Raw genomic sequence first — 23,381 nt, 5'->3', positions numbered from 1 at the left:
TCGGCGAGATGAGTCGACGTAGTCGGGTCCGGCGCCCGACCCGTCACAGCAGGTGCTGGCCACATCGCAGGCTGGGCCTCGACCCGGACCGGCCGACAGGCCACAGTGAAGACGCGGTTCCGCCGCTGCTCGTGTTGACAAGGTGGAATGCCGGCACGGGCCGCCCTGAGCAGCCGCCGGTTCTCGATGCAGTCTACCCATTCCAAGGTCGCCAGCTGGATGGGACCGAATTAGAGCGACGGGCCACGGCATTTGGAACCACTCGATCGTGAACAGGCCGATCCATGGATCAGCGGCGTTGTCGGAGGAGCTCCCGCGCGAGCCAACGGAGGTGACCGCGCCGATCTCGGCTAGCCGGTCGGTGCAGCGAATCGCCGCCGCGGTTGATCGCGGGCATCGGGTCCAAGCGGGTCGACGAGCATGCTGCCGCGTCGGTTGACACTTAAGACGGCGACCTCGAGCGGCAGCCCTGCGGCGTCGACCAGCAGGTGGTACTCGCTGCCGCGCCTTCACCCGGTCGGGGGGGCGCCCCGAGCGGAGTCTCTCATCCCCGGACGCTGACTGAGTCCCGGCTGGCCTAGGACCGGTCAGCTCGCCCCGCTTCCCGAGCCGGTCCAGGACGGTCTGGTGCACCTGATCGAGGACGCCGGCGTCGGCCCACTCGCGCGTCCGACGCCGGCAGGTCCAGCCCGAGTCGTGAGCGAGCGCGGTCGGCAGCGTGGTTCAGCCACTGCTGGTCGACAGCACGAGGGTGACGCCCTCGAGCAGGTCGCGGTCGGAGGTCGGTGTCCGCTTGGTGCGCCCGTGCCCCGCCGGGCGCCGGGGTGGTATCAGGCGATCCTCTGCAACGGCGCGGGGCCTGAGGAGCTACTTCTGCCCATCCTCAGCGCGTCGCATCTCCATCCCCCATTGACAACTGGGTCCCGCGCGGTTCCAGAACGCATGGTGATCGATTCGCCTTTTTCATCGGGCTTGAGCAGCCTAGTGAGGTTTATGTCGTCCATGAAGTGGCTGACTCGGCCTAGCAATGGCAGAGTTCGACACCTGGTGGACAGCCATCCTTCACCAGACGAACGGGGGAGCCGTGGTGGACACCGCGGGGAGCAGACCCGCACAGGACGTCGAGACACCGCTACGAACCGGTGGTGCCTCAAGCCGGAACCCGGGCGTGGCCCGGGCTGCAACAGTGCCGCCCACGAGTTGGCCCACCGTGCAGGGCGTCCGGAGCGGCGGTGAGCCCTGGTGGTTGCGCTGGGGGGTCAGCCCCTACCTCATGCTGGGCGACGTGGCCGCCTTCGCGGTCGCCACCGTGCTCACGCACCCAGGGTCGCCGGTGCACGTGCTCGTCCTGCTGTTCCTGCTGGTCGTCTTCTGGCGCGCGGGCCTGTACCGGTCACGCCTCGACCTGTCGCTCCTCGACGACCTGCCCTACATCGCCGCGGCGATGCTCGTGGCCTTGACCTTCAAGGTGGCCTTCTTCGCCATGCTGCCCGAGGTCGATCCCCCTCCTCGGCAGGTCGTGCACGCGCTGGTCCTCCTCGCGGCGGTCCTGGTGGTGCGGTGGATTGCCTACTGGGCGGTGCGCACCGCCCGCTGTCGGCGCATGGTCCGGCACCGGACCCTGATCCTCGGAGCCGGTCCGGTCGGTGCACGACTGGCAGCCACGTTGAAGGACCGCGGGTACTATGGCCTCGACCCGGTCGGATTCCTCGAATCCGAACTCCCGGAAGACGCCAGGGCCCTGCTCGCGGCTCCACTGCTCGGCGGCTACGAGCAGCTCGGAACGGTGATCAACGAGTACGCCATCCGTGACGTGATCGTGGCCTACGGGGGGGCAGCGGAGGACGACCTCGTCGACATCCTCCGAACCTGCGATCGTCTGGACGTAGAGGTCTTCATCGTCCCCAGGCTGTTCGAGCTGCACAACGTCAATCGATACACCGACGAGATATGGGGCATCCCGCTCGTCCGGGTACGCCGCGCTGTCTTCCGCAGCGTCTGGTGGCGGGCGAAGCGTCTGGTCGACGTCGCGGTCGCGGGCGTGATGCTGGTGTTGCTCTCTCCGGTACTCGCTGTTTGCGCTCTCGCGGTTCGCTTCGAGGGTGGCCCGGGCATCATCTTCCGGCAGGAGCGGGTCGGGCTCGACGGCCGCCCCTTCCAGGTGCTCAAGTTCCGCTCCCTCAGGCCGGTGGACGACACCGAGTCGCAGACGAACTGGAACATCAAGCACGACGACCGGCTGGGGCCCGTCGGCAGGTTCCTCCGAGCGACTTCGCTGGACGAACTGCCGCAGCTGTGGAACATCCTGCGCGGCGACATGACCTTGGTGGGTCCACGTCCCGAGCGACCGCACTTCGTCGACCAGTTCTCCACGCACATACCGCGCTACACGGCCCGTCACAGAGTGCCGGCCGGGCTCACGGGATGGGCCCAGGCCCATGGCCTTCGGGGTGACACCTCGATCGAGGACAGGGCGCGCTTCGACAACTACTACATCGAGAACTGGTCCCCCTGGCTGGACATCAAGATCATTTTCAAGACCGTGGGGCAGGTCCTCCGGCGGCAGGGCGGTTGACACCACTGTGCCTCCTGGAGCGCCCGTGGCCCACGGTGCGCGTCGACCGCTGGGTTGACCAGGTTCGGAGATCCACCGGCCGAGGATGCCCCACATGTGGACATGGGTGGTCGTGGGGCTGAGTACATGGCTCCTCGTCTCAACGGCGCTCGGTGTCGTCACCGGTCGGTGCATCGCGCTGGCCAACGAGACCTCCTGGCAACAACGGTGCAGCCCTGCTGCGGTTCCGGAGGTCGCCCCTGCCGGAGTCGCGCTTCCTCCCCATCCAGAGGTCGCCATCTGACCGGCTGACGCTGCCCGCCTCCGGCCGGACGGGCCGAGCGGCGGCGGACTGAGGGCGGCCGCGCAGGGGAGGCACCCTGATCGCTCATGGTGTGCCCCGACCCGTACGGGCGTGTGGGTCAACAGAGCGATGACAGGGGCCCGCCGTAGGAGACGGCCGTCCCGAGGGCGGACTGCCGGGGAGGCGTGCGGACGGTTCGCGAAGCTGCGACGGACGTGACTAGCAGATCTCAGAGCAGACAGAGCCGTGAACGGTTTCCGTGGGTATTCAGACCTGCACTCTCAGTACTTATCGACGCATATCATGGAGTCTTCGTGTGTCATCGCATCATTGGTCCGGCAGTCGCAGCCCTGCTCGTCCTACTGACCGCTTGTAGCCCCGTGGAAGGGGGACAGTCCTTCGACCCCCAACTGTCCCCGACCGGCTTTGTCGCGGACGGAGGGACTCGGGGCGCCGCCTCTGAGATGGACATGGTCATGACTGCGGACACGCGTACGCGCGGACGGCCGACGGCGCCGCCGGGTAGCACCCCGACGACGGCTCCCAGCACCCCGACGACGGCTCCCAGCACGGATGCACCATCCCCCGGACCGGATGCGCCGTCCACGAGCACGGAGCCCGCACCTGCCGGTATGCAGGGCCCGGGCGCTGGCGACCGAGCCCACCGGATCGGGGTGTCCATACCTGCGGCCTACCTCCACCATGCCGACGTCCAGGCGATGAACGCGCGGCTCGACGAGGTCGTCGCGCTCGGTGCGCGCTGGGTGCGCACCGATGCCAACTGGTCCTGGATCGAGCCGCGCCAGGGCGCGCCAGACTGGTCAGAGCTGGATGCGCTGGTGTCGGCAGCGGATGCTCGCGGGTTGGATGTGCTGCTCGTCGTCGGCAGGATGCCCGAATGGGCGCGACCGGCAGGTACGACCGAGCTGCACGGCCCGTCCTCGGCTGCGGAGCGCTCGCTCTTCGCCGACTTCACCGGGCGTCTGGCCACCCGCTACGCCGCCCAGGTGGATGCGTGGGAGGTCTGGAACGAGCCCAACCTCGACCAGTTCTGGGCGCCCAGTCCCGACCCCGCGAACTACGCGGCGGTGCTCCGGGCCGCCTACCCGGCGATCAAGTCGGCGGATCCGGCCACCCCGGTGCTCATCGGAGGTTCCGGCGGCGCCTCGTCCGGTGACATCGACAGCGTGACCTGGTATCGGGGGGTGTACGCCAACGGCGCACAGCCTTACTTCGATGCCGCCACCATGCACCCATATCAGGACTGGCGGGCCGCTGCATCGGGGCACCAGAACACGGGTGAGATGGCCCGGGTGCCCGCTGTGCGGCAGATCATGACCGAGAACGGCGACGGGGCCAAGCCCATGTGGGGCACGGAGTTCGGTGCCCCGACCTCCGGCTCTACCGCCACGACCGAGGACGGACAGCGTGTGGTCTACACGGACGGCCGGGACCTGTGGTTCTCCCGGGAGTCGGGCGTGCTCTTCGCCTACTACGGGCGGGACCGGGCGGCATACGGCGCTTCGACCAGCCGTAGCCCCTACTGGGGCCTGATGCGGTCCGACGGCACCCTCAAGCCGGCGTACGACGCCCTGGCAGCCTGGATCGCCGCCGGTTGAGGTGGAGCGGGGCGACCGCACCGATGTCGAACACCAACTGCCAGGAGGCCCAACCGTGCGCCGAGGATGATCCTGACCGATGGGCAGTTGCGGCTCCACCGCCCGGTTGAGGAGCACGCGGGAGGTGTGACCGACGCGCTGGTGCCGTCGCCGCGCCGGCCGGTCCTCAGGTAGGAGGCGTCGTCACGCCGTCGCACCCGTCCGAGCGCCACCGGGCGCTGAGTCGCGCCATGAGTCAGGGGTCTTCAGGTCTGTTGTGTGAACGGCCCCCGGATGGCGAACGTGTAGCCCGGCCGCTGCAGGTTCGCGAACAGGATGCGCCCGTCGGGGGAGAACACCGGGCCACAGAACTCGGAGTCCTCCTGCGGGCCCTCACTGCGGGCCATGAAGAACACCTCCCCGCTGGGGGTGGCGCCCAGCAGATGGGGACGCCCGTCGCCGTCCTCGGCGATCATCACCCCGCCGTAGGGAGAGACGGTGATGTTGTCCGGACCGTCGGGATCGACTTCCTGGTCCTCGGACGGAGCAAAGCGCAGGCGCAGGGTGAAAGTCCCGGCGCGGGGGTCGAGGAACCACACCTGACCGTCGTGGGTCGCGGCCTCGCCGTCATCCGCGCGGGCGAAGGACGAGACGACGTAGGCACCGCCGTCCCCCCACCACGCCCCCTCCAGCTTGCGCGCTCGAGTCACCTGGTCGTCCGTGAACTGTCGGCGCACCGACGTCCGGGCCGCATCCCGGTCCGTGACCGGGACCCAGTCGACCGCGTAGGTGGTACCGACCTCAGTTGCCACCGACAGATCGGCGACGTGCTAGCCGTCCTCGGTAGACGCCCGCAACGCTTCGAGCGTCCCGGCGTCATCACCCAGCCCGCGCAAGCTCCCCTTGCCCAGCGGCAGCGCGTCCGGTGGCGGTGTGTAGCGGTAGAACAGACCGTTGGGATCGCCGGCGTCCTCGGTGAGGAAGAGCACCTGGTCGTGGGGGTCCACGACCACTGCCTCGTGGGGGAAGCGGCCCAGGGCCTTGATCGGCTGGGGGTTCCGGTTGGCCTCTTCGTCGAAGGGGTCGACCTCGAAGACGTAGCCGTGCGGCCGGCTGAGCACGTACTCGGTCTCTTCGCATGAGAGCCACGTGTCCCAGGGGGTCCGGCCGCCCGCGCAGTTGACGTGGGTTCCCGCCAGGCTCACGTACTCCCGGACCCGGTTGCACTCGGCGTCAACCACGAGCGTGGTGGTACCGCCGCGCGCGGCGGGGTCGTAGACCAAGCCGTCGACGTGGGGAACGGGGTGCTCCTCGTCGTCGCCGATCTCGTGGTTGCGGATCAGGACGGACCCCAGGCCGTCGGGTGACCTGAAGGCCGCGGCACCGTCAGGGTCCGACGGAGAGGGTTGCCCGCTGTCCAGGACCGTCACCCCCTCCTGGGCGACCACCTGGTAGTGGAAGCCCTCGGGGAGGGCGAGCACCCCCTGAGGGTCCCGGACGAGTGGGCCGTAGCCGACGATCCGCGCACGAACCGGCTCGGGGGACCCCTGCCCCAGCGTTCCGGCCAGGACCACACCCAGCGCTCCCGCCGCAGTGACGCCGAGCACCGCGCGCCGAGTGACCGGACGACTCACTGCCCCTCCCGAACGCCACCGGTCGCGTCACCGACCTGCCTCGCTCGACGGAACGATACCGGCGGGATGACGCGGAGCGTGGCGGCGGACGATTTCAGGCCCGGAGGGCAGGCGCCAGCCCTGCCGTCGAGCCAACCCGTCTGTGTGCTGTCGTCCGTGATCACGGCTGGTGGCGGGAGGCGCATGTCGAGACCCGAGTCCAGTGCACCCTGGGGATGACGGCGCTCCGCTCGTCGGTGGGCGCCGCCATGGGTCCTGTAGACGCGCTCGATGAGTCTCTGGGCGCCGACCGAGCGCGCGACCTGCGGCTCCGGTAGCTTTCGGGCGACGATGTCGGCCGATGGCGTTTCTGATCGGCGCGCCGGAGTCTCCGATCGATGTACGGGGTGGGTGGTGCAGCTTCCCATGCACGCGACCACCGGGATGTCCCCCGACCCGGTAGGGAGTCGACGGTGACCTGGCGTGGAGCGCGGAGCGCTCCCCGATCGATGCCGGGTGTCCGCACGTGGTGAGAGGACTGCGTCGCTACTGGGCGCTTGCCCTGGTCGTCGCCCTGACGGCGATGGCGGTCGTCGTCTCCGCCCTGGCGCTGGCCCCCCGGACGTACACGGCGACCGCCGTCGTGGCCATGGTGCCCCGACCTGAGCCGAGGGCGAGTGGGGACGTCCTCCGGCTCACCATCCCGACCTACTCCACCCTCGCCACGTCACAGAGGGTGGCAGCCGACCTGGCAGGCCGCTTCCGGGAAGACGTCGATCTCATCCTCGCAGCAGTCACGGCGGAGAACCCTCCGTCGTCGAACACCATCCTCCTGTCGGCTGCCTGGGGCGATGCCGAGGAGGCTGCGGAGATCGCCAACGGTCTGGCCGACGAGGTGATCGAGGCGGCGGCCACCGATCCCCTGCTGACCGGTTCCCTGGTCGCCGCCGCCGTCCCGCCGACACGACCCAGCTGGCCGCCGCAGCAGGCGAGTCTGGTCGTCGGCGCGCTCCTCGCGGTCGCCCTGGGCGTCGCCGTCGCTGTCGTCGCTGACCGCCGGCGACCGCTGGTCTCGTCCCCTGCAGACGTCGTCCGGCTGGTCGAGGAGGACCACCTGGACGTGCCGGTGCTGGTCACCGGCACCGCGGTCACCGGCACCGCGGAGTTCGTGGCGCGGACCGTCGAGGACCGACTCGCCGCCTACGGTGGCAGGGGCATCCCTCAACTCGAGTTCAGCACCGTGGACCAGTCCTCGTCGCGAGCTGTGGCTCTCGCGGTGAGCGCTGCCGCGGCACTGTCCCGTCGAGGACGCCGTGTCCTGGTCTGCCTCGAGGAGCACGAGCGTGTCCTCGTTGAGCAGCCCGACGTCGCCCGGGAGTTGGCTCACGCGGTCCCGGGGCAGGTCGTCCTCGAGTCCCCGCCCGGCGAGGCGCCATCCCGGGGCATCCGGGATGGCGGTGTGGGGCTGGAGATGGTGGACCTGACTGTGCGGCTCGTCCGGGCGACGGAGAACCTCGAGGAGGTGATGCCGCCGAAGTCGCGTCTCGGCGTCGTCGCCACGGTGGCACCGGACACGTCGAGCCACCACGTGCGTACGGTGCTGCACGTTCTCGGTGAACGTGGGATCCCCGTGCTGGCGGTCTGCTACCTCATCAAGCGACCGGCTGAGTCGGTCCCCGCTCTCGCATGACTCAGCGAACTGCCTCACTCTGGAGCGGGTGACCGAACCGGCGTACCGCAGGGGCGCGGTCGAGCGGTGCCTTCGCGGTCGGTGACCCGGGAGTCCCGAGGCGGACGTCCCCTCCGTGTCGAGTGGATCGAGGTCGACGCGACGGAGGTCCCCCGACTACCCCGGGAGCGCGACGAGGACTTGGACACCTGCAGGCGGGAGACCAGCGGCGCGGCGATCGCCCCCCGGGTGTCCTACCGTTGGGCACCGCGCGCGACGTGATCACCGTGGGAGGGGGACACGTGGCCATTCCGTCCCCTCGCGTATCGCTCGACTGGTCGTCCGAGCAACCGGCCGACCGCCGCGGACTGCCCGCGGTGACGTCAACGGCAGGACGACGCGACGCAGATCGCTCGTCGGCGTTCTGGCGCGGTTGCCTCGTCGTCGCGGGCACGCTCGCGACGCTGCTCCCCATCAGCCTCATCCTCGGTGTCGACCTCGCTGTGGCGGCCGCGGTGCCGTTGGGCGTCCTTCTACTGGGCCGAGCCGTGCGCAGTCCCCGCTGGGCTGTCCTGACCTTCGTCCTCGTCATCCCCGTCGGGCTGAGCGAGGCGCTGGCCCTCGGACCTGTGGACCTGGTCCAGGTGCTCGCCGCCGGAGTCGTCCTCCTGGTGGCCTGGCAGCGGATGCTCGCCGGTCAGGCACCCCTCCGGTGGCACCCGAGCGCGGGATGGGCGGTTGCGCTGGCGGTCATGGCAGTCATCTCGTCGGTCACCGCACTCGACGTCATGTTGGGGGTCCGCCAGACGGCTGCGTTGGTCGTCGCGGTCGCTCTGGCGCTGGCCGTCAACGCTGCCTGTGCTGGGGGGCCGGACCTGAGGCACGTCGTCCTGGTCCTGGCCACCGTCGGTGCGGGAGTCTGCCTCTACAGCCTGACGCAGAGCGGGGACATCGAGGCTGTCGCCGACAACGCCGGCGCGGTCGAGAACCGGGCGGTCGGAATCTTCAGTAGTCCGAACGAGCTGGGGAACTTCAGCGGGATGCTGATGATGGTCGGCATCGGCTTGGCGGTCGGTGCGCGCACGCGGCGCGAGCGCATCATGGGCGGGGCCTGCGCTGTCACCGCGGCGGCGGCGTTGACCGTCAGCCTCTCCCGGGGCGCCTGGATCGGCGCCGTCCTCGCCGTGGCGCTGCTTGCCCTCCTGTCGGTCAGGGCCCGACACGCCCTCGCTGTCGTCCTGGGCATCGTGGTCGTCGTGACGCCGCTGGCGATGCCACGGATGGCTCCTGAGTTGTGGGACGTGGTCCGGGAGAGAGCCGTGTCGGTCGCCGAGCCGGAGGCCAACCCGGACGACGCTCGGCCGCTCATCTACGCCGAGGCGCGGCGGCAGATCATGCAGAAGCCGCTCACCGGGCAGGGTCCAGGCAACTACCCGGTCGCCTCGCAGACCGCTGAGTCGATCGCGCCGGTGAACGTGCTGCACGCCCACAACGTCATCCTCGCGGTGGCTGCCGAGACCGGGCTACCGGGGGCTGCCGCCCTCAGCGGGTTGACGTTGAGCGTCGCGTGGCGGGTCCTGCAGGTCCGCTCGCGACTACCCGTGCGGGATGCGGACCTGATGCTGGGACTCTCCCTGAGCCTGGTCGTGATGGTGGGACAGGGGCTCGTCGACTTCGTCTTCAGGAACCCGACACTGCTGTTCCTCGTCTGGGTGCTCCTGGGCCTGGTCTTCGCTGCGACGAGGCCGCAGACGCAGCCGGACGCACCGGCACGGTCGGCCGTCCCGCAACCGTCCGCGCGGTGACACCCCGACCTGTGACCGCCGGGACCTCGGAGGCATCGCTGTCGGTCGGGCTCAGGCCTGAGGGGGCTCGCCGTATGGGCGTGCCGGTCGGGGGCGCCGCAGGGCCTCCTCGGCCACTCCACGGGCGCCGGCGACGTCGAGGTTCAGGAGTCGATGACCGATGAGCACGACCAGCAGCATGGCGAACTGTGCCCGAGCCCGCGGCGTCTGCGGGAAGTTCTTCTCGAACAGGTAGCTCCGGTTGCGGACCACCTGGTGCCCGAAGACCCGTCGGTCCTTGGATCGGAAGCCGGCGTTGTCGTGATCGATGACGGCGTCACCGAGGTACCGGATGCGGCCGCGTCGAGCGAGTCGGCAGGAGAAGTCCTCGTCCTCGGCGAGCGCGTACCCCTGGAGTCGTTCGTCGAAGCGCACCTCGCGGGCCAGCGGCGTGCGGGCGGACATGAAGGCGCCCTGCATGAACTCGATGTCCGTGGTCACCGTCTCGTCGACCAGGCGCCGCGGATAGCCGGCGGCCGTGAAGGTGCCGTCCCGGCCGCACCCGCGCAGCAGCGCGCGCACGCGCGAGCTCTTCCCGCCGACCCGGTTGCTCGCCGGCTCGATCACCCGCCCAGTGGCCCCGACGACGTCCGGGTCGGCGTAGGCAGTCAGCAGGCGGGCGAGGGTGTCCGGCCGTACCCGGGCGTCGTCGTCCAGGAAGAGGACGACCTCGCCACCTGCGGCATCGAGCCCGGCGTTGCGCTGCCGGGTCAAACCACGAGGAGCAGGGAGGTGCCGGATGGCGATGAGGGAGTCGCGTCTCCGGGCGACCACGGGTTTGGCGCCCCGGTTCTCGTCACCGTCCACCACGAGGACCTCGCTGGGGTGGACCGTCGAGGCGGTCAGGCTGTCCAGCGCTCGCTCGAGCGGTTCCGGACGGCCCAGAGTCGCGATGACCACGCTCAGCGTCGGAGTCTCCATCAACAGAGCGCTGCCTGCTCGGCCAACCGGACGACCCCGGTGGGATGCCTCATCTCGCCACCTCTCGATACAAGCCCGACAAGCGCTCGGCCATATGCGCGATCGTGAGGTCTGCCGCCCGCTCTCGACCACGGGCGACGGCGTACGCCCGCGCGGCCGGGTCCACGACCAGACGGACGATCTCCTGCGCGAGGGCCACCCGGTTCCCGACCTCGACCAGACGGCCGGCTCCCTGTAGCACCTCACCGGTGGCCCCGACGTCGTAGCCGGCGACCGGCACGCCCAGGGTGATGGCCTCGGCGGCCACGAGCCCGAAGCCCTCGCGTCCGGAGCCGTCAGGGCGTGGCACCGTGGGTACACAGACGACGTCGGAGGCCGCGATCACAGCTGCTGCCGGCTGGTGACCCGGCATCTGCACCCGGTGGGACACTCGCAGACGGCGGGCGCGCTCGCTCAGCCGTTCCCGCACACCCGGGTGCTGCGGGTCGTCCGCGCCCACGAGCAGGGCCGTGACGTCGGGGATCTCCGACACGACGTGTGGCAGGGCCTCGAGCAGTTCGCTGTGGCCCTTCGCCGGATCGAGCCGACCGATGACGGTGACGACCGACCCGGCCAAACCGAGCCGGCGGCGCAGCTCATCGGCTGCCTCGACCGCCCGCACCGCGTCGATGCGGACGCCGGGATGGATGATGACGGTCCGGGCGGTGCGTTCCAGGGCGGACGCGACCTCACGGCTCACGCACGCCACGGCCGCGCAGGAGCGCGCGAGTGCCCGCCCCACAGGGCCGTCGAGGGACACGTCGTGCTTCATCCAGACTACCGGCACCGGTCGCAGCGGCGCGGACAGGCGGGTCGCTGCGACGGCGACCACTGCCGCCTTGACACCGTTGCCGTGGACCACCTGGGGACGGACACGGCGCAACAGCACCGCGAGCCTGGCGGCCGAGCGGGCCATGGCTGCCCTCGAGCCGGACGTGGCGATGACCTCGACCGAGTGGCCGCGGTCGCGCAGTCGCCCGATGAGCGGACCCTCCTGCAGCGCCACGACCCCCGAGACGGTGTCCGAGGGCAGTGCGTCGAGCAGGTCCTCGAGCACCCGCTCGGAGCCGCCCATCTGGCTGTGGGACGAGACGAACAGCACCCGGGGTGGGGACACCGTCCCGACCTGCTGCCGGGATCGCGCCGGTGTTCTCACTTGCGCCTGCCAGGCACGACGCTCATCAGCACTGCGAGGTTGGCCGGTTGCCATCGCCGTGCGGCCAGGAGCCACACCGCCAGGTAGCAGGCACCCGCCAGAACGAGGGCCGGGAGGACGGGGAGCGGGATCAGCGCGACCGCGGCGGCAGGGACGGAGCTGAGCATCGGGAGCGCCAGCGCACTGACCATGCCGAGGGCCCCGAAGCTGCGGCGTGCGACGGCCACGAGCAACAGCGCTTCCAGGAGGTAGGAACCGGTGGTGGTCAGCGCCGCCCCCAGCGTCGACAGCGGTGGCAGGAGCAGGAGGTTGGCCACGAGGTTGGCCACGGCCGCGATCAGGCTGGTGACCAGCGCGACCCCGTTGCGTCCCTGGGCCACGAACGCGTAGCTGAACAGGTAACCGACCGCGAACGCCAACGGCGTGAGCGCCAGTACGCGCAGGACCGTGGCGCCGGTGTCGGCGTAGTAGTCCCCGAAGAGCAGGGCGAGCACGTCCGGTCCTCGGACGATCATCAGCGCAGCGAACGGCGCGAAGACGAACGCGGTGACCGAGAGGCCGCTGGAGAGCGCGCGGCGGAGGCTGGCGAGGTCGGCCGCCGAGGCCATCGCCGGATAGGTGACCCGGGATACTGCCCAGGTGACGAACAGGACCGTCTCCACGAGGCGGTACGGAGGCGTGTACTCCGCCACCGCGGTGTCGCCGTGGAACCAGCCGAGCATCAGTGTGTGGGCGCGGAACAGGAACATCGCGACCAGGGCGTCGATCCCCAGGGGAACGGAGAGCCTGGCCGTCCGGCCGAGGGTCCGTTTCGTGATCCCGGTCCACGACGGTCGGCCGCCGGCGCGGGCCACGACGAGGAAGAGCGCCGCCGTTCCGAGCAATGTGATTGCGACGTAGGCCGAGGAGAGCCCGACCAGTCCCCACCCTGCGGCGAGCGCCCCGATGGCCGCCCCTGCGGTCAGCAGTCGCTGCCCCACGAGGACGAGCGCAACGGTCGACTGGCGCCGGAGCACCCCGGCGACATTGCGGGGCGCGTGGGCGTAGCTCTCGAGTACCGCAGCGACCAGCATGGCGACGAGCGCGAAGCGATCCTCCGCGGTGGGCCGCGTGAGGGCGCCCGCGGCGGCGCCCAGGACCACTACCGGGACCGCGAGCATGGTCCGGAGCAGGAGTAGTTGCGCGTACTGGCCGGGGAGGCGACTGCGGTCCGCGCCCACCTGTTGGACGAGCAGCGCATCGAGTCCCCAGGCGGGGAGCACGGCCAAGAGCATGCCGAAGGACAGTGCGTAGGAGAACGACCCGAACTCGGCCGGCGTGAGGACGCGAACGGCGTAGAGGAGCAGTGCGAGGGTGACGACCTTGCCGACCACCTCGGCGATCGAGAGCAGGAGGACGGCGCGGGCGCTCCGGCGGACCCCCGGGTCTGTCGCCTCGGCAGGCTCGATGCCTGTTCCGGCGGGGGAGCCCTTCGGTGTGCCCGCCCCACGCGTCGCGGTCAACCGCACCCCTTCGATGAACTACCCGAGGTCTCGGGTGGGCAGGACCACTTCCGAGTACCCGGATGATGCGGGAGCGGGCCCCTCGACGCCACCGGTGCTGTTCCGGGCAGGTGTGGGCGTCCTCCGTTCACCTCTGCTCCCGTAGTTCTTGCTGCAGCCGGTGCCAGACCGGCTTGGGTTGTAGGTCCCTGTCGAGCAACCCGTAGTTGTCGATGTGGACGGACCCGCGGTCCGAGTCCCGCTCGCGGTACCAGAACACGTGGGTGACGAAGGGATACCGGTCGGCCAGGAGGTGCAGGGTTCGTGCGAGGTAGTCGGCCTGCTGCTCGGGGGTGACACCACGCTCGTAGTGCGCGACGTCCGGACCGTTCTGCGCGTGGCTGCTCCAACCGAACTCGGTGAACCAGATCGCCTTGTCCGCGTCGCCGTTTCGGGCCATGAGCTCGCGAACGGCGGGCACGTGTGTCAGGCGCCACTTCGTCCCGTCGTCCGGCGCTTCCGGCTCCGTGTCGCTGAACGCCTGATAAGCGTGTGTGGCCATCACGTCGAAGTGGTCACCGGCCCCGGCCCCGTAGGCCTGCTCTATCCACTCGGAGTCGTTGTAGGCCGTACCGCCGAAGACGACGGTGGCTCCCGGCTCGGCCTCCTTGATGGCGCGGTAGGAGGCGCGGAGGAGGCTCACGTACGTGCCAGGGTCAGCGCCCGCGAAGAACTGCGGGTCGTTCGGCTCGTTCCAGATCTCCCAGGCCGCCACCCGGGTGCCGAAGTGGTCGGCTGCCCAAGCGGCGGCAGCGCCGTAGTCCTCGGGATCCGTCGGGGCTGTACGCTCCCCTGCTCCACCGTTCGCCCAGCCAGGGGTCAGCCAGAAGGTCGCGAGGACCTGGAGCCCCCGTTCCGCGGCCATGCCGATGACGCGATCGGCCAGACCAGTCCCCCACTCGGAGTAGGTCTCACCGGACTCGGGTTGCAGCATGGCCCAGGACAGGTCGATGCGGACCCACTTGGCCCCTGCCTCCACGAGCCTGTCGAGCACGATGGCCCGCTCGTCGTCGTTGTAGCTCTCCCACAGGCCGTGGAACTGCACGCCCACCGTCGGCAGTGGCGGCTCTGCGGCCTCCGTCTGCCGACGTCCCGCCCACAGGGTCACAGCCGCCAGGACGACGACCGCTGTCAGAGCGACCGCGAGCATGGGCCGGACCCGAAGCGCCGACCTTCCCGAGCTCACCCGACACCTCTTCCGCTGAGGGCCTGCCAAGCATGCGTCGGTCGGAACGACCGCGCCAGCCGCCCGGACCGCGCGAACGATCCACCCGGAGTGCTGACCGCTGTGTGGGTGCAGGGTCCGTACGCCCGCAGGGCCTCCGGCCGCCGGGGGAGACAGGATCAGTCTGCGCTGGCCCGCTCCACCATGGCAGCGGCCATCCGGGGGCCTCCCAAGAACTGCGTCGGCCGGTCGACACGATCCTGTAGTCGCCCGGCGAAGTGCGCCACCTCGACGTCCGGGAACAGGTCACCGTCGAGTCCCACGGCCTCCGCGGCGACCTTCGCCGCTCGTCGCCCCTCCACGAAGAGAGGAGCAGCATCCCAGGCGGTGGAGAAGGCCTCGAGGACTTCCTCCGTGGACCATCGCACCAGCCCCAGTCGTTGCTCGAAGTCCGACTGGACGAGGTTGAGGACGTCCGTGCCCGGGAGGCCCCGCCGCGCCAGCTCCCAGTCGACCAGACCGCTCACCCGTCCGTCACGCACCATCAGGTTCTGGGCGGAGACGTCGCCGTGGCAGGTCACCGAGACGCGCGCGGCCCGGAGTCGGTCGAGGCTCGAGCGCACCCTCGTCACGGTCTTGGGGGTCAACAGGCCCTCAGCCTCGGCTGTCAGATTCTCGGTGGGATCGGAGTCGTCTCGCGAGACGACTCCGAGGCGTTCCAGCATGGCCGCTGTCTCCGCCAGCTGCTGACTCCAGCCAGCAGCGAGGACCGCATCGTAGGACAGCGGTTCGAGAGCGAGGGGATGGCCTGGCAGTGCCTCCTGCACGCGTGCCCTTCCCACGTGTCCGAGGTGACGAGGCACAAAGTCGAGCGTCGACACCTTCTCGAGGACGGCTGCCTCGGCATCGACCCGGGGGTCGTCCCCCTCGGGGATCTTGCAGACCAGCAACGGGTCGGGATCCTCCCCGAAGACGAAGACCAGCCGGCCGAGTGAGCGACGCAGGACCATCAGGGCCAGGTCGGGTGGCTCCGCGGGGATCCTGTTCGAGTGCCGGGCCAGGTCTCTCCAGCCTCGGCCGAGCTCGTCCCGGAGCCGGTCCAGCTCCGGGTGCTCCCTCCGAGGGGAGAACGCCAGGAGTACCGACAAGGGCAGGTGTGCGAGTCCGTGCCTCGCGACGGCGGCGCGGACGGCGCCGAACCTGCCGGCCGCTGGCAGACTGCACCGGAGCAGGGCGTCGACGAGGGTGAGGTGGTAGCGACGCGGGTGGGGGACCCGGACGTCCAGCGTGACGGGCAGGGGATGGTGCGACCTCACGTACCGTGCCGCGTGCACCGCAGCACGGTAACGCCTCATGTCTGACCAGGCCGCTCGAGGGTGACCGATCGGAGGACGCGCGGGTGCAGGAGACATCGCTCGGCCGGATTCTGAGCGTCCTACGGGCCCGCTCGTGGCTGGTGCTGCTCCTCGCGGTGCCCGTCGTCCTCGCCGCTCTCTGGTTCGCGAGATCCCAGCCACCGATGTACCAGTCGCAGATCGTCCTGACGTTCAGCCCGGGCCCCGCCGGGACCGCGGACAACGCGTTCGTCCGGCTCGTGCCGCGCTACCTGTTGACCGCCACGGCTGCGACCTCGCTGAGGACCGCTGAGGCCGCAGCAGGCCTGCCGTCGGGCGCCCTCGGCAACGCGGTGACGGCGGAGAACCCCACCGGGAGCCTGCAACTGGAGCTGACCGCGACGACCGGGGACGCGGGTCGTAGCGAGACGGCCGTTGCGGCGCTGGCGGACTCGGTCCTGAGTGCTGCCGACGCCGATCCCCTCGTCGACGCCCAGGTCATCGTCGGACCGACCGAACCCACCGACGTCACCCCGATCAGGAGGCAGGTCGCCGTGGCCGCGGGGACGGCACTGTCCGTGGTGCCGGGCATCACCCTGGCCTTCATCCTGGAGGGTCTGCGGCCACGGATCAGGATCCGTGAGGACGTGGAGCAGCTGGGGATCCCCGTGGTGCTGTCGACGCGGCGCCGGGAGCTGCGCAGGATGGTCGCCACCAGGCGGGGGAGGGTGCCCGATGTCCTGACATCCGTACGGTTGCAGATGACGGCCGGCGCGCCGAAGCACGGCACTCGAGCCGTGGTCGTGACCTCGGTGGCCCCTTTCGACGCAGCGTCCGTGGCCCGGTTGGCTGAGGCGCTGTCCAGGCCGACAGGTGGCGGCGACAGGTCCGGGGAGGTGCCCGGGGCGGTGGCGGACGAGGCGATCGCGCTGGCGCGGCCGGCCCTGCTGTCGGACGAAGCCGCGCAGGCTGCCGTTCGCGCGCACGGGAAGTGCCTCCTCGTCCTCTCGGCACGGGACGACGTCGAGCGGGCCGAGGAGTGCGTGCAGCTCCTCCGGCGTCTCGACGCGGACCGGGTCGGGGGTGTGCTCGTCCGCTAGGTGCACTGGACGAGCGACGCCGAGCCGCTCCGCTCGTCACCGGCAGCGTTCACCGCTCACCGTCCGACCCGGTGTCCGGGCGGTGCAGTTGGGCGACGGGAGCCGATCAAGCGCGTGCGGGGCCAGGAATTGTGGTCTGCTTGCGACGTGCGGACAGTTCGTCACTGGGGCCCGGCGCTCAGTCGCGGAGCTCGAGCCGTCCGACAGCCTCATGGGATCCGACAGCCTCATGGGACCAGTGGGGACGTCGCTCGGCTCAGTCGTCCGCAGCCCGCGAGGGCGGTGAGCGACACGGCCACGCCACGTCTCGCGCAGCCCCGTGGGTCGACGCCTCACGCCCCTGGCCGCAGGGTGCTCGTAGCACACGACGGTCCTGACCGACCCACGTCCTGCGGGATCCCCAGGACAGTGTCGGCTGCCGGTCGGCTCCGGGGGTGCGGCACAGCGGCGATCAGGAGGACCTCTCGCAGTCGATCCTCCGATCGTGGGTGCGCATGGCCCTGACCGGCGGAGGCCCGGCCTCGTCCCCTGTGCGCGTGCTGCACGTCACCCAACCCGTCGAGGCGGGCGTCGCCCGTGTCGTCCTCGACCTGATCACCGACCAGGTCGGCCGCGGTTGGGAGGTCTGGCTGGCCTGCCCGACCGACGGCTGGTTGCCCTTGGCTGCCCGGGCCGCCGGAGCCCGGGTGCTGCCGTGGCACGCCACGCGCCAGCCGGGGCCTGGGGTCGTGAGGGAGGTGCGACGGCTCTCGGCCATCCTGCGGGAGGTCGACCCTGCCGTGGTGCATCTGCACAGCTCAAAGGCAGGACTGGCCGGGCGCCTCGCGGTCCGCGGGCGCCGGCCCACCGCCTTCCAGCCCCATGCATGGTCCTTCCTCGCAACCGGCGGGCCGCTCGGCGCGGCCAGTCACCGATGGGAGCAGTGGGCCGCGCGGTGGACGGACCTCGTCGTGGCGGTCAGCGAGGCGGAGGCATCTCGAACCGCAGAGGCCGGGATCTCTGCCCCTGTCGTGGTCGCACCAAACGGCGTCGACGTGGACAGGTGGGCGCCTCGGGACCGGGCTCACGCACGTGCGCAGCTGGGCCTGGGAGCAGAGCCGATCGCACTCTGCGCCGGGCGGCTAGCCCATCAGAAGGGACAGGACATCCTCGTCGACCTGTGGCCTAGCGTCCGCGCCCGTGTTGCCGACTCATGCCTGCTCCTGGTGGGTGACGGTCCGACGCGCCAGTCTCTGGAGGCGGCCGCCGGACCAGGGATCGTCTTTGGGGGGGCCTCGGCCGACCTGGCCCCGTGGTACGCGGCTGCGGACGTCGTCGTCCTCCCGTCGCGCTGGGAGGGGATGGCGCTCGTGCCCCTGGAGGCCATGGCGAGCGGTCGATCTGTCGTCGCCACCGACGTCGACGGGATGCGGGAGGCGCTGGAGCCCGATGCGGGCGAGGTCGTGTCGGCCGGGGACCGCACGGCACTCGCAGACGCGGTGTCGCGCAGACTCGCCGATTCGGCGCTGTGCGCGGCAGAGGGCGCCTCGGGGCGCTCACGAGCCGTGGCCTACTTCGATGTTCGTCGGTGTGCGGCCGTTGTCGGAGACGCTGTGGCTGCACTCGCGCATGCTCCGGGCCGCTCCAACTCGACGTCGAGATCCTCTTAAGACGATCAGCCTCCTCCGGAGGGACAGGCTCCTGGCCTCGGGTCGGACGAGACTCGTCGTGTCCCGATTGACGGACCTCGTTCTCTCGGTCCACCGCAAGGTGGCCTCAGCGTCGGGTCTAGGCACGTTCCTGGCGGCCGGGTCCTTTGCTCACCCCGCTTGGGTGTGTTCGAGGCGGGCATGGCCAGCGCCAGGGACCCTAAGTACACCGTGATCCCGCAGCGGGAGCGGCTGGCCGCGCGGCAGAACGGGCACGCGCCGACCGTCAGCCGCTGGAGCGGGGGAGGTACGCGTCGGTCAGGGTGAGGCGGGATCCGGCGGGACGACGTCGGGCACCTGTGAGCGGCCCGCCGACGCCGGCCGGGGCCGGTCCTGCGGGTGCAGGCGGACGGCGACCAGCGCCACGTCGTCGGTCGGGTGGCCGTCCACCATGCGCTCGACCACCCGGTCGCACAGCTCCTGCAGCGGCCTCCCGCCGAACTCGGCCAGCGCCGCGGACAGCCGGGCCTGGCCGTCGTCGAGGTCGGAGTCGCGCCGCTCGACCAGGCCGTCGGTGTAGAGCAGCACCGTCGAGCCGCGCTCGAGGACGGCGACCCACTCTCGGCGCGGGGCGTCCGGGTCGACGCCGAGCAGCAGGTCGGCGCGCGGGCCGCGCAGGACCGAGACCGCGCCGTCGGGGGCGATCAGCATCGGCGGCGGGTGGCCGGCGTTGGACCAGCGCACCCGGGTCACGCCGGTGCCGACCTCCTCGGGCGTCTGCTCGAACCGGGCGACCGCGGCGGTGGCCAGTGAGCCGAACTGCAGCAGCGCCATGGCGCGGTCGAGGTCGCCGAGGACCGCGGCCGGGCCCGCGCCCGTGCCGATCGCGATGCCCCGCAGGAGGCTGCGCAGCTGGCCCATCGTGGCCGCGGCGGCGCTGTCGTGACCGACGACGTCGCCGATGACCAGCGTCGTCGCGCCGCCGGCCTGCAGGAAGGCGTCGTACCAGTCGCCGCCCACCGCGGCGCCCTCGGCGGCCGGCAGGTACCGGACGACGATCTCGGCGTGGTCGGGCTCGGGCGGAGCCGTGAGCATCGAGCGCTGCAGCTCGAGGGCCAGCTGTCGCTGGGTGCCGTAGAGCCGCGCGTTGTCCAGGGCCGTACCGACGCGGTCGGCGACGTCGGACAGCGTCGCCACCTCCTCGGCCGTCGGGACCCGGCCGCCGGTGTAGAACAGCGACAGCAGGCCGAGCGTGCGCCCGCGCCCGCGCAGCGGCAGGGCGAGCGCCGCGCTCGGGGCCAGCTGCGCCAGCAGCTGCCGCGGCTCGCCGGCCGGGGTGGCGGCCAGCGCCTCGTCGCCGGTCAGCTGCACGACCTCGCCGGTGGTGATGGCGCGCGCGGCCGGGGTGAGGGAGGGCAGGGCGGCCAGGCGTGCCCGCGCGTACCGGTCCAGCAGCCCGCGCGCCGCCGCGTCGGCGTGCCAGGAGCTCGCCGCGGAGGCGCGCCCGTGCTCGTCGAGGACGCTGACGATGCACGCGTCGGCCAGCACCGGGACGGCGAGGCGGGGCACCTGGCCGGTGGCCACCTCGGCGTCCATCGACCCGGCCAGCTCGGTGCTGATCCGCGCCACGGTCGCCTGCCGCTCCGCGCCGCGCCGGACCTCCTCCTGCGCGCGCACCCGGTCGGTGACCTCGAGGAAGTAGACCGACAGCCCGTCGTCGGTGGGCCAGGCGCGCAGCTCGTACCAGCCGTCCAGCGGCGCGGGGTAGTACGCGTCGAAGGAGATCGGCCGGCCCGTGGCGACCGCGCGGCGGTAGCTCTCCTCGAAGACAGAGTTGACCGCGGCGGGGAAGGCGTCCCAGATGACCTCGCCCAGCAGGTCGTCGCGAGAGCGGCCGAGGAGCCGCTCGGCCTCGGCGTTGACGTGGGTGAAGCGCCACCCGGGGTCCAGCGAGTAGAAGCCGGCCGGCATGGCGTCGAGCACACGGCCCACGCCGAGGTCGTCCGCCCGCTCGTCCGTGACGTCGTAGACGGCGCCCAGCAGCCGGGTGGCGACCCCGCCGACGTCGCAGAGGGCCCGGCCGCGGGCCGCGATCCAGCGGATGGTGCCCCCGGGCAGGCAGATGCGGTAGAGCGCGCTCAGCTCGCCGCAGGTGTCGAGCGCGTGCCGGATGGCCGTGGCCACGTCGTCGCGGTCGTCCGCGTGCAGGCGGCAGAGGAAACCGTCGATGGTGCCGTCGAAGGTCGATCGGTCGTGGCCGAACAGCGCCAGGCAGCGCTCGTCCCACTCGAGGACGCCGGTCAGGAGGTCCCAGTCGAAGGCGCCGATGCCGGCGGCCTCCATGGCGAGCTCACCGCGCAGCGTCGCGGGAGTCCCGTCGACCTGTCGCTGTGCCGGCACGGGGCGTGTACGCAACTGCCCGGTGCGTCCTGCGTCCACCTCGGTGCCTTCCCCGGTCCCTGATCCGCTGGTCCGGGGTCGGACCCTCCCGGTGGTTCGAGACGCGGATCGGGTCCTGTCTACAACACGAGTTCGGTTGCGCGCAACAGATTGGGCGGGTGTCATCCGAGGCGCAGGTCAGGTGGCCATTCCCCGTGCGCGACGCCATCACCGTGCGTAGCCTGGTGTGGGCGGGATGCCACCACGGGGGCCGGGATCGGCTGGGGGACACGTGGCATGGGGTGTGTGGCTGCTGCTCGCCTGGATGGTGCTCGCGGTCGTCGTGGGAGTGGCGATCGGCATGGTCATCCGGACGGCGGAGCGCTGCGAACTGGGCGAGGACCGGCCGGACGAGCGCCCGCCCGAGGGGTTCCCGCCCGGCGGGAGCCCTCCGGACGGGCCGGGCGAGGTCAGCGGACGCCGCGGTAGCGGATGACGGAGCCGGCGCCGCCCGAGCGGGCGGTGGTCAGGCTCAGCGTCGCGCGACGCAGCGTCTCGGCCGCACCGACGCCGTCCTCGAGGACGGCGATGCCGGCGCCGGCACCCAACCCGGGGACGCCCAGGGCGCCGACCTCGGCGGTGAGCCGGGCGGCCACCGTGTCGGCGTCGGCCGGCGAGCCCTAGACGAGCACGGCGAACTCCATCGGGCCGGAGCGGCCGATCCGGTCGTCACCGCGCAGCGAGGCGGCCACCAGGCGGGTCGTCGCGTCCAGCGCCGACGTCGGCGTGGGCCAGGTGTCGTCGCGGCGGAGCAGGCCCACCACGAGGAGGACCCCGGGACGCCGTGCCGGGTCGGCCAGCCGGTCGGCCAGCTCGGCGAGGAGGGCGACCCGGTCGGGCAGCAGGGCGGCGCAGCCGTCCCCGACCGCAGGGCCGGGTGGAAGGACGTGGGCAACAGGGTCGTGCGTGATCGTCGCGCAGGAGGCATCGGCGGATCGGGGCCGCCCGCACAGCCGGGACGGGCCGGTCCCACCCCCAGGGGTGGGACCGGCCCGTCATCGCATTCCGGGGAGTGGCCGGTGCCCGGCCGCGGGTCAGCGGGGGACGTCGGGCAGGGCCTGGGCGGCGAACTCGTCGGCGTTCTGCCCCAGCGAGTCGTAGTTCAGGTAGGCCCACATCCGCTCGCCGTTCACCTCGTCGAGGTAGACGACGCTCGCCGTTCCCTCCCGGCCGGTGCCGAGCACCGGCGCGGTGAACGAGTCGACGTCCTCCGGCTGCAGCCCGCGCAGCGAGTACACCAGGCCGAGCAGGTCGCTGTCGTCCAGGGACTCGTCGACGGCGACCGCGTCGGTCACGGCGAGCAGCGCGGAGTCCAGCCGGCCGGGGTCGGTGAACGTGTCCGCGGTGAAGAGCTGCGAGAAGACCGCCTCGAGGAACTGCTGCTGGCGGCGCACCCGGTCGAAGTCCCCGCCGGCGAGGCCGTAGCGCTGGCCGAGGTACCAGCGCGCCTGGTCGCCGTCGAGGTGGTTGACGCCGGCCGGGAAGGTGTACGGCCCGTTGCTCGTGGTCTCGGCGACGACGACGTCCACCCCGCCGAGGTCGTCGGTGACCTGGGCGATCCCCTCGAAGTCGATGGCCACGTAGTGGTCGATGCGCACCTGGGTCAGCTGCTCGACGGTCTGGACGAGCAGCGTCGGCCCGCCGAAGGCGTACGCCGCGTTGATCTTGTTCACCCCTCGGCCGGGGATGTCCACCCACGAGTCGCGGGGGATGGAGACGAGCTGCGCGTGCTGCCGGTCGCCGGAGAGGCGGGCGAGCATGATCGCGTCCGACCGGCCGCCCGCGGCGATGCCCTCGTCCGCCGTGGCCCGGGTGTCGGTGCCGACCAGCAGGAAGGTGACCGGCTCCGCGCCGCCCGGCACGGCGGGGGTGGCCGGCGCCGGACGGGCGTCCTCGTCCAGACCGCTGAAGACGTCGGCGATCCGGTCGATGTTGCCCGCGTAGCGGTCGGTCAGGTACCAGGCGCCCCCGCCGACCACCAGCACAAACACCCCGACGAGGACGCCGAGCGCGACGAGGAGCCGTCGCAGGCCACGGGGGCGTGGGTGTCGTGGGGGACGGGCAGCCGGCGGTCCGTCGTCGACGAGCACCGACCCCTCGCGTTCGTCCGTGCTGTCCACGTCAGCCCCTCCCCCGTGCACTCGGTGACGGCGTGAGGCTATGGGCGGACACGGCCGCTGTGACCGGTCGCTCACTCTGTGGGGTGAGGGGACCTCGCTGCTCTGCGCGCAGGTCGGCTGCCCGCCCCCGCTGGCAGTCGGGTGGGTCTGCGACCTACGGTCCGGGTGCTGGTCAGGCGCGCCTGCGCTCCATCGGTCCGACCACACGGGGGGTCCCATGAAGATCTCGGTCATCGGCTGCGGCTACCTGGGAGCGGTGCACGCCGCGTCGATGGCCGAGCTGGGGCACGAGGTGGTCGGTGTGGACGTCGACGAGCGCCGGGTGGGCGCGCTGCGTGCGGGCCGCGCGCCGTTCT

Annotated in this window: 15 protein-coding genes and 2 pseudogenes; 7 read left to right on the top strand and 10 right to left on the bottom strand. The window is 71.5% G+C overall.

What is annotated here, in order from left to right; translation table 11 throughout:
* Positions 1-1,285: 1,285 nt before the first annotated feature.
* Entirely contained in the window at positions 1,286-2,575 is a 1,290-nt protein-coding gene (locus tag ABQ292_RS19445; RefSeq protein WP_369209364.1) for a sugar transferase, read from the top strand.
* A gap of 957 nt (positions 2,576-3,532) precedes the next feature.
* Positions 3,533-4,477, top strand: coding sequence for a cellulase family glycosylhydrolase (locus ABQ292_RS19440; RefSeq protein WP_369209363.1), 945 nt, complete (start codon positions 3,533-3,535; stop codon positions 4,475-4,477).
* 245 nt (positions 4,478-4,722) lie between these two features.
* On the opposite strand, the pseudogene ABQ292_RS19435 reads toward ABQ292_RS19440, so the two are convergent.
* Positions 4,723-6,030 (bottom strand): annotated as a pseudogene (locus tag ABQ292_RS19435) (alkaline phosphatase PhoX).
* Between the two features lie 565 nt (positions 6,031-6,595).
* Here ABQ292_RS19435 and ABQ292_RS19430 point away from each other — a divergent pair.
* Together ABQ292_RS19430 and ABQ292_RS19425 are read left to right on the top strand one after the other, a co-directional pair.
* Positions 6,596-7,759, top strand: coding sequence for a YveK family protein (locus tag ABQ292_RS19430; protein WP_369209362.1), 1,164 nt, complete (start codon positions 6,596-6,598; stop codon positions 7,757-7,759).
* Positions 7,760-7,998: 239 nt separating this feature from the next.
* Positions 7,999-9,543: an O-antigen ligase family protein gene (locus ABQ292_RS19425; RefSeq protein WP_369209361.1), complete on the top strand. Its 1,545-nt coding sequence runs from the start codon at positions 7,999-8,001 to the stop codon at positions 9,541-9,543.
* Positions 9,544-9,594: 51 nt separating this feature from the next.
* Here ABQ292_RS19425 and ABQ292_RS19420 read toward each other — a convergent pair whose 3' ends face one another.
* From ABQ292_RS19420 to ABQ292_RS19400, 5 genes are all read right to left on the bottom strand, one after another.
* Positions 9,595-10,503 carry a glycosyltransferase family 2 protein gene (locus ABQ292_RS19420; RefSeq protein WP_369209360.1) on the bottom strand — a complete coding sequence of 303 codons (909 nt, stop codon included), beginning with the start codon at positions 10,501-10,503 and terminating at the stop codon, positions 9,595-9,597.
* Between the two features lie 49 nt (positions 10,504-10,552).
* On the bottom strand, positions 10,553-11,548 hold the full coding sequence (locus tag ABQ292_RS19415; protein ID WP_369209359.1) for a glycosyltransferase family 4 protein: 996 nt from the start codon (positions 11,546-11,548) through the stop codon (positions 10,553-10,555).
* A gap of 146 nt (positions 11,549-11,694) precedes the next feature.
* On the bottom strand, positions 11,695-13,200 hold the full coding sequence (locus ABQ292_RS19410) for an oligosaccharide flippase family protein (protein ID WP_369209358.1): 1,506 nt from the start codon (positions 13,198-13,200) through the stop codon (positions 11,695-11,697).
* Positions 13,201-13,327: 127 nt separating this feature from the next.
* Positions 13,328-14,389, bottom strand: coding sequence for a cellulase family glycosylhydrolase (locus tag ABQ292_RS19405; protein WP_369209357.1), 1,062 nt, complete (start codon positions 14,387-14,389; stop codon positions 13,328-13,330).
* A gap of 194 nt (positions 14,390-14,583) precedes the next feature.
* Entirely contained in the window at positions 14,584-15,738 is a 1,155-nt protein-coding gene (locus tag ABQ292_RS19400) for a phosphotransferase (protein ID WP_369209356.1), read from the bottom strand.
* Between the two features lie 65 nt (positions 15,739-15,803).
* Between ABQ292_RS19400 and ABQ292_RS19395 the strand changes: the two genes are divergently transcribed.
* On the top strand, positions 15,804-16,838 hold the full coding sequence (locus ABQ292_RS19395) for a Wzz/FepE/Etk N-terminal domain-containing protein (RefSeq protein WP_369209355.1): 1,035 nt from the start codon (positions 15,804-15,806) through the stop codon (positions 16,836-16,838).
* A 536-nt stretch (positions 16,839-17,374) separates the two neighbouring features.
* Entirely contained in the window at positions 17,375-18,487 is a 1,113-nt protein-coding gene (locus tag ABQ292_RS19390; protein ID WP_369209354.1) for a glycosyltransferase, read from the top strand.
* A 297-nt stretch (positions 18,488-18,784) separates the two neighbouring features.
* On the opposite strand, the gene ABQ292_RS19385 is transcribed toward ABQ292_RS19390, so the two are convergent.
* From ABQ292_RS19385 to ABQ292_RS19370, 4 genes are all read right to left on the bottom strand, one after another.
* Positions 18,785-20,866 carry a SpoIIE family protein phosphatase gene (locus ABQ292_RS19385; RefSeq protein ID WP_369209353.1) on the bottom strand — a complete coding sequence of 694 codons (2,082 nt, stop codon included), beginning with the start codon at positions 20,864-20,866 and terminating at the stop codon, positions 18,785-18,787.
* A 449-nt stretch (positions 20,867-21,315) separates the two neighbouring features.
* Positions 21,316-21,501, bottom strand: a complete 186-nt coding sequence (locus ABQ292_RS19380) for a hypothetical protein (protein WP_369209352.1) — start codon at positions 21,499-21,501, stop codon at positions 21,316-21,318.
* A gap of 24 nt (positions 21,502-21,525) precedes the next feature.
* Positions 21,526-21,669: a hypothetical protein gene (locus tag ABQ292_RS19375; protein ID WP_369209351.1), complete on the bottom strand. Its 144-nt coding sequence runs from the start codon at positions 21,667-21,669 to the stop codon at positions 21,526-21,528.
* A 270-nt stretch (positions 21,670-21,939) separates the two neighbouring features.
* On the bottom strand, positions 21,940-23,025 hold the full coding sequence (locus ABQ292_RS19370; RefSeq protein ID WP_369209350.1) for an LCP family protein: 1,086 nt from the start codon (positions 23,023-23,025) through the stop codon (positions 21,940-21,942).
* A 40-nt stretch (positions 23,026-23,065) separates the two neighbouring features.
* On the opposite strand from ABQ292_RS19370, the pseudogene ABQ292_RS19365 reads away from it, so the two are divergent.
* Positions 23,066-23,381: pseudogene (locus tag ABQ292_RS19365) on the top strand (hypothetical protein); the annotation flags it as partial.

The sequence above is a fragment of the Geodermatophilus maliterrae genome (assembly GCF_041018925.1).
Classification (GTDB): domain Bacteria; phylum Actinomycetota; class Actinomycetes; order Mycobacteriales; family Geodermatophilaceae; genus Geodermatophilus; species Geodermatophilus maliterrae.
This window is presented reverse-complemented; position numbering and strand designations above follow the sequence as displayed.

What these genes read in the sequence shown, in the direction of transcription:
- ABQ292_RS19420 (WP_369209360.1), bottom strand. Translation starts at nt 10,503, where the DNA reads ATGGAGACTCCGACGCTGAGCGTGGTCATCGCGACTCTGGGCCGTCCG.
- ABQ292_RS19405 (WP_369209357.1), bottom strand. Translation starts at nt 14,389, where the DNA reads ATGCTCGCGGTCGCTCTGACAGCGGTCGTCGTCCTGGCGGCTGTGACC.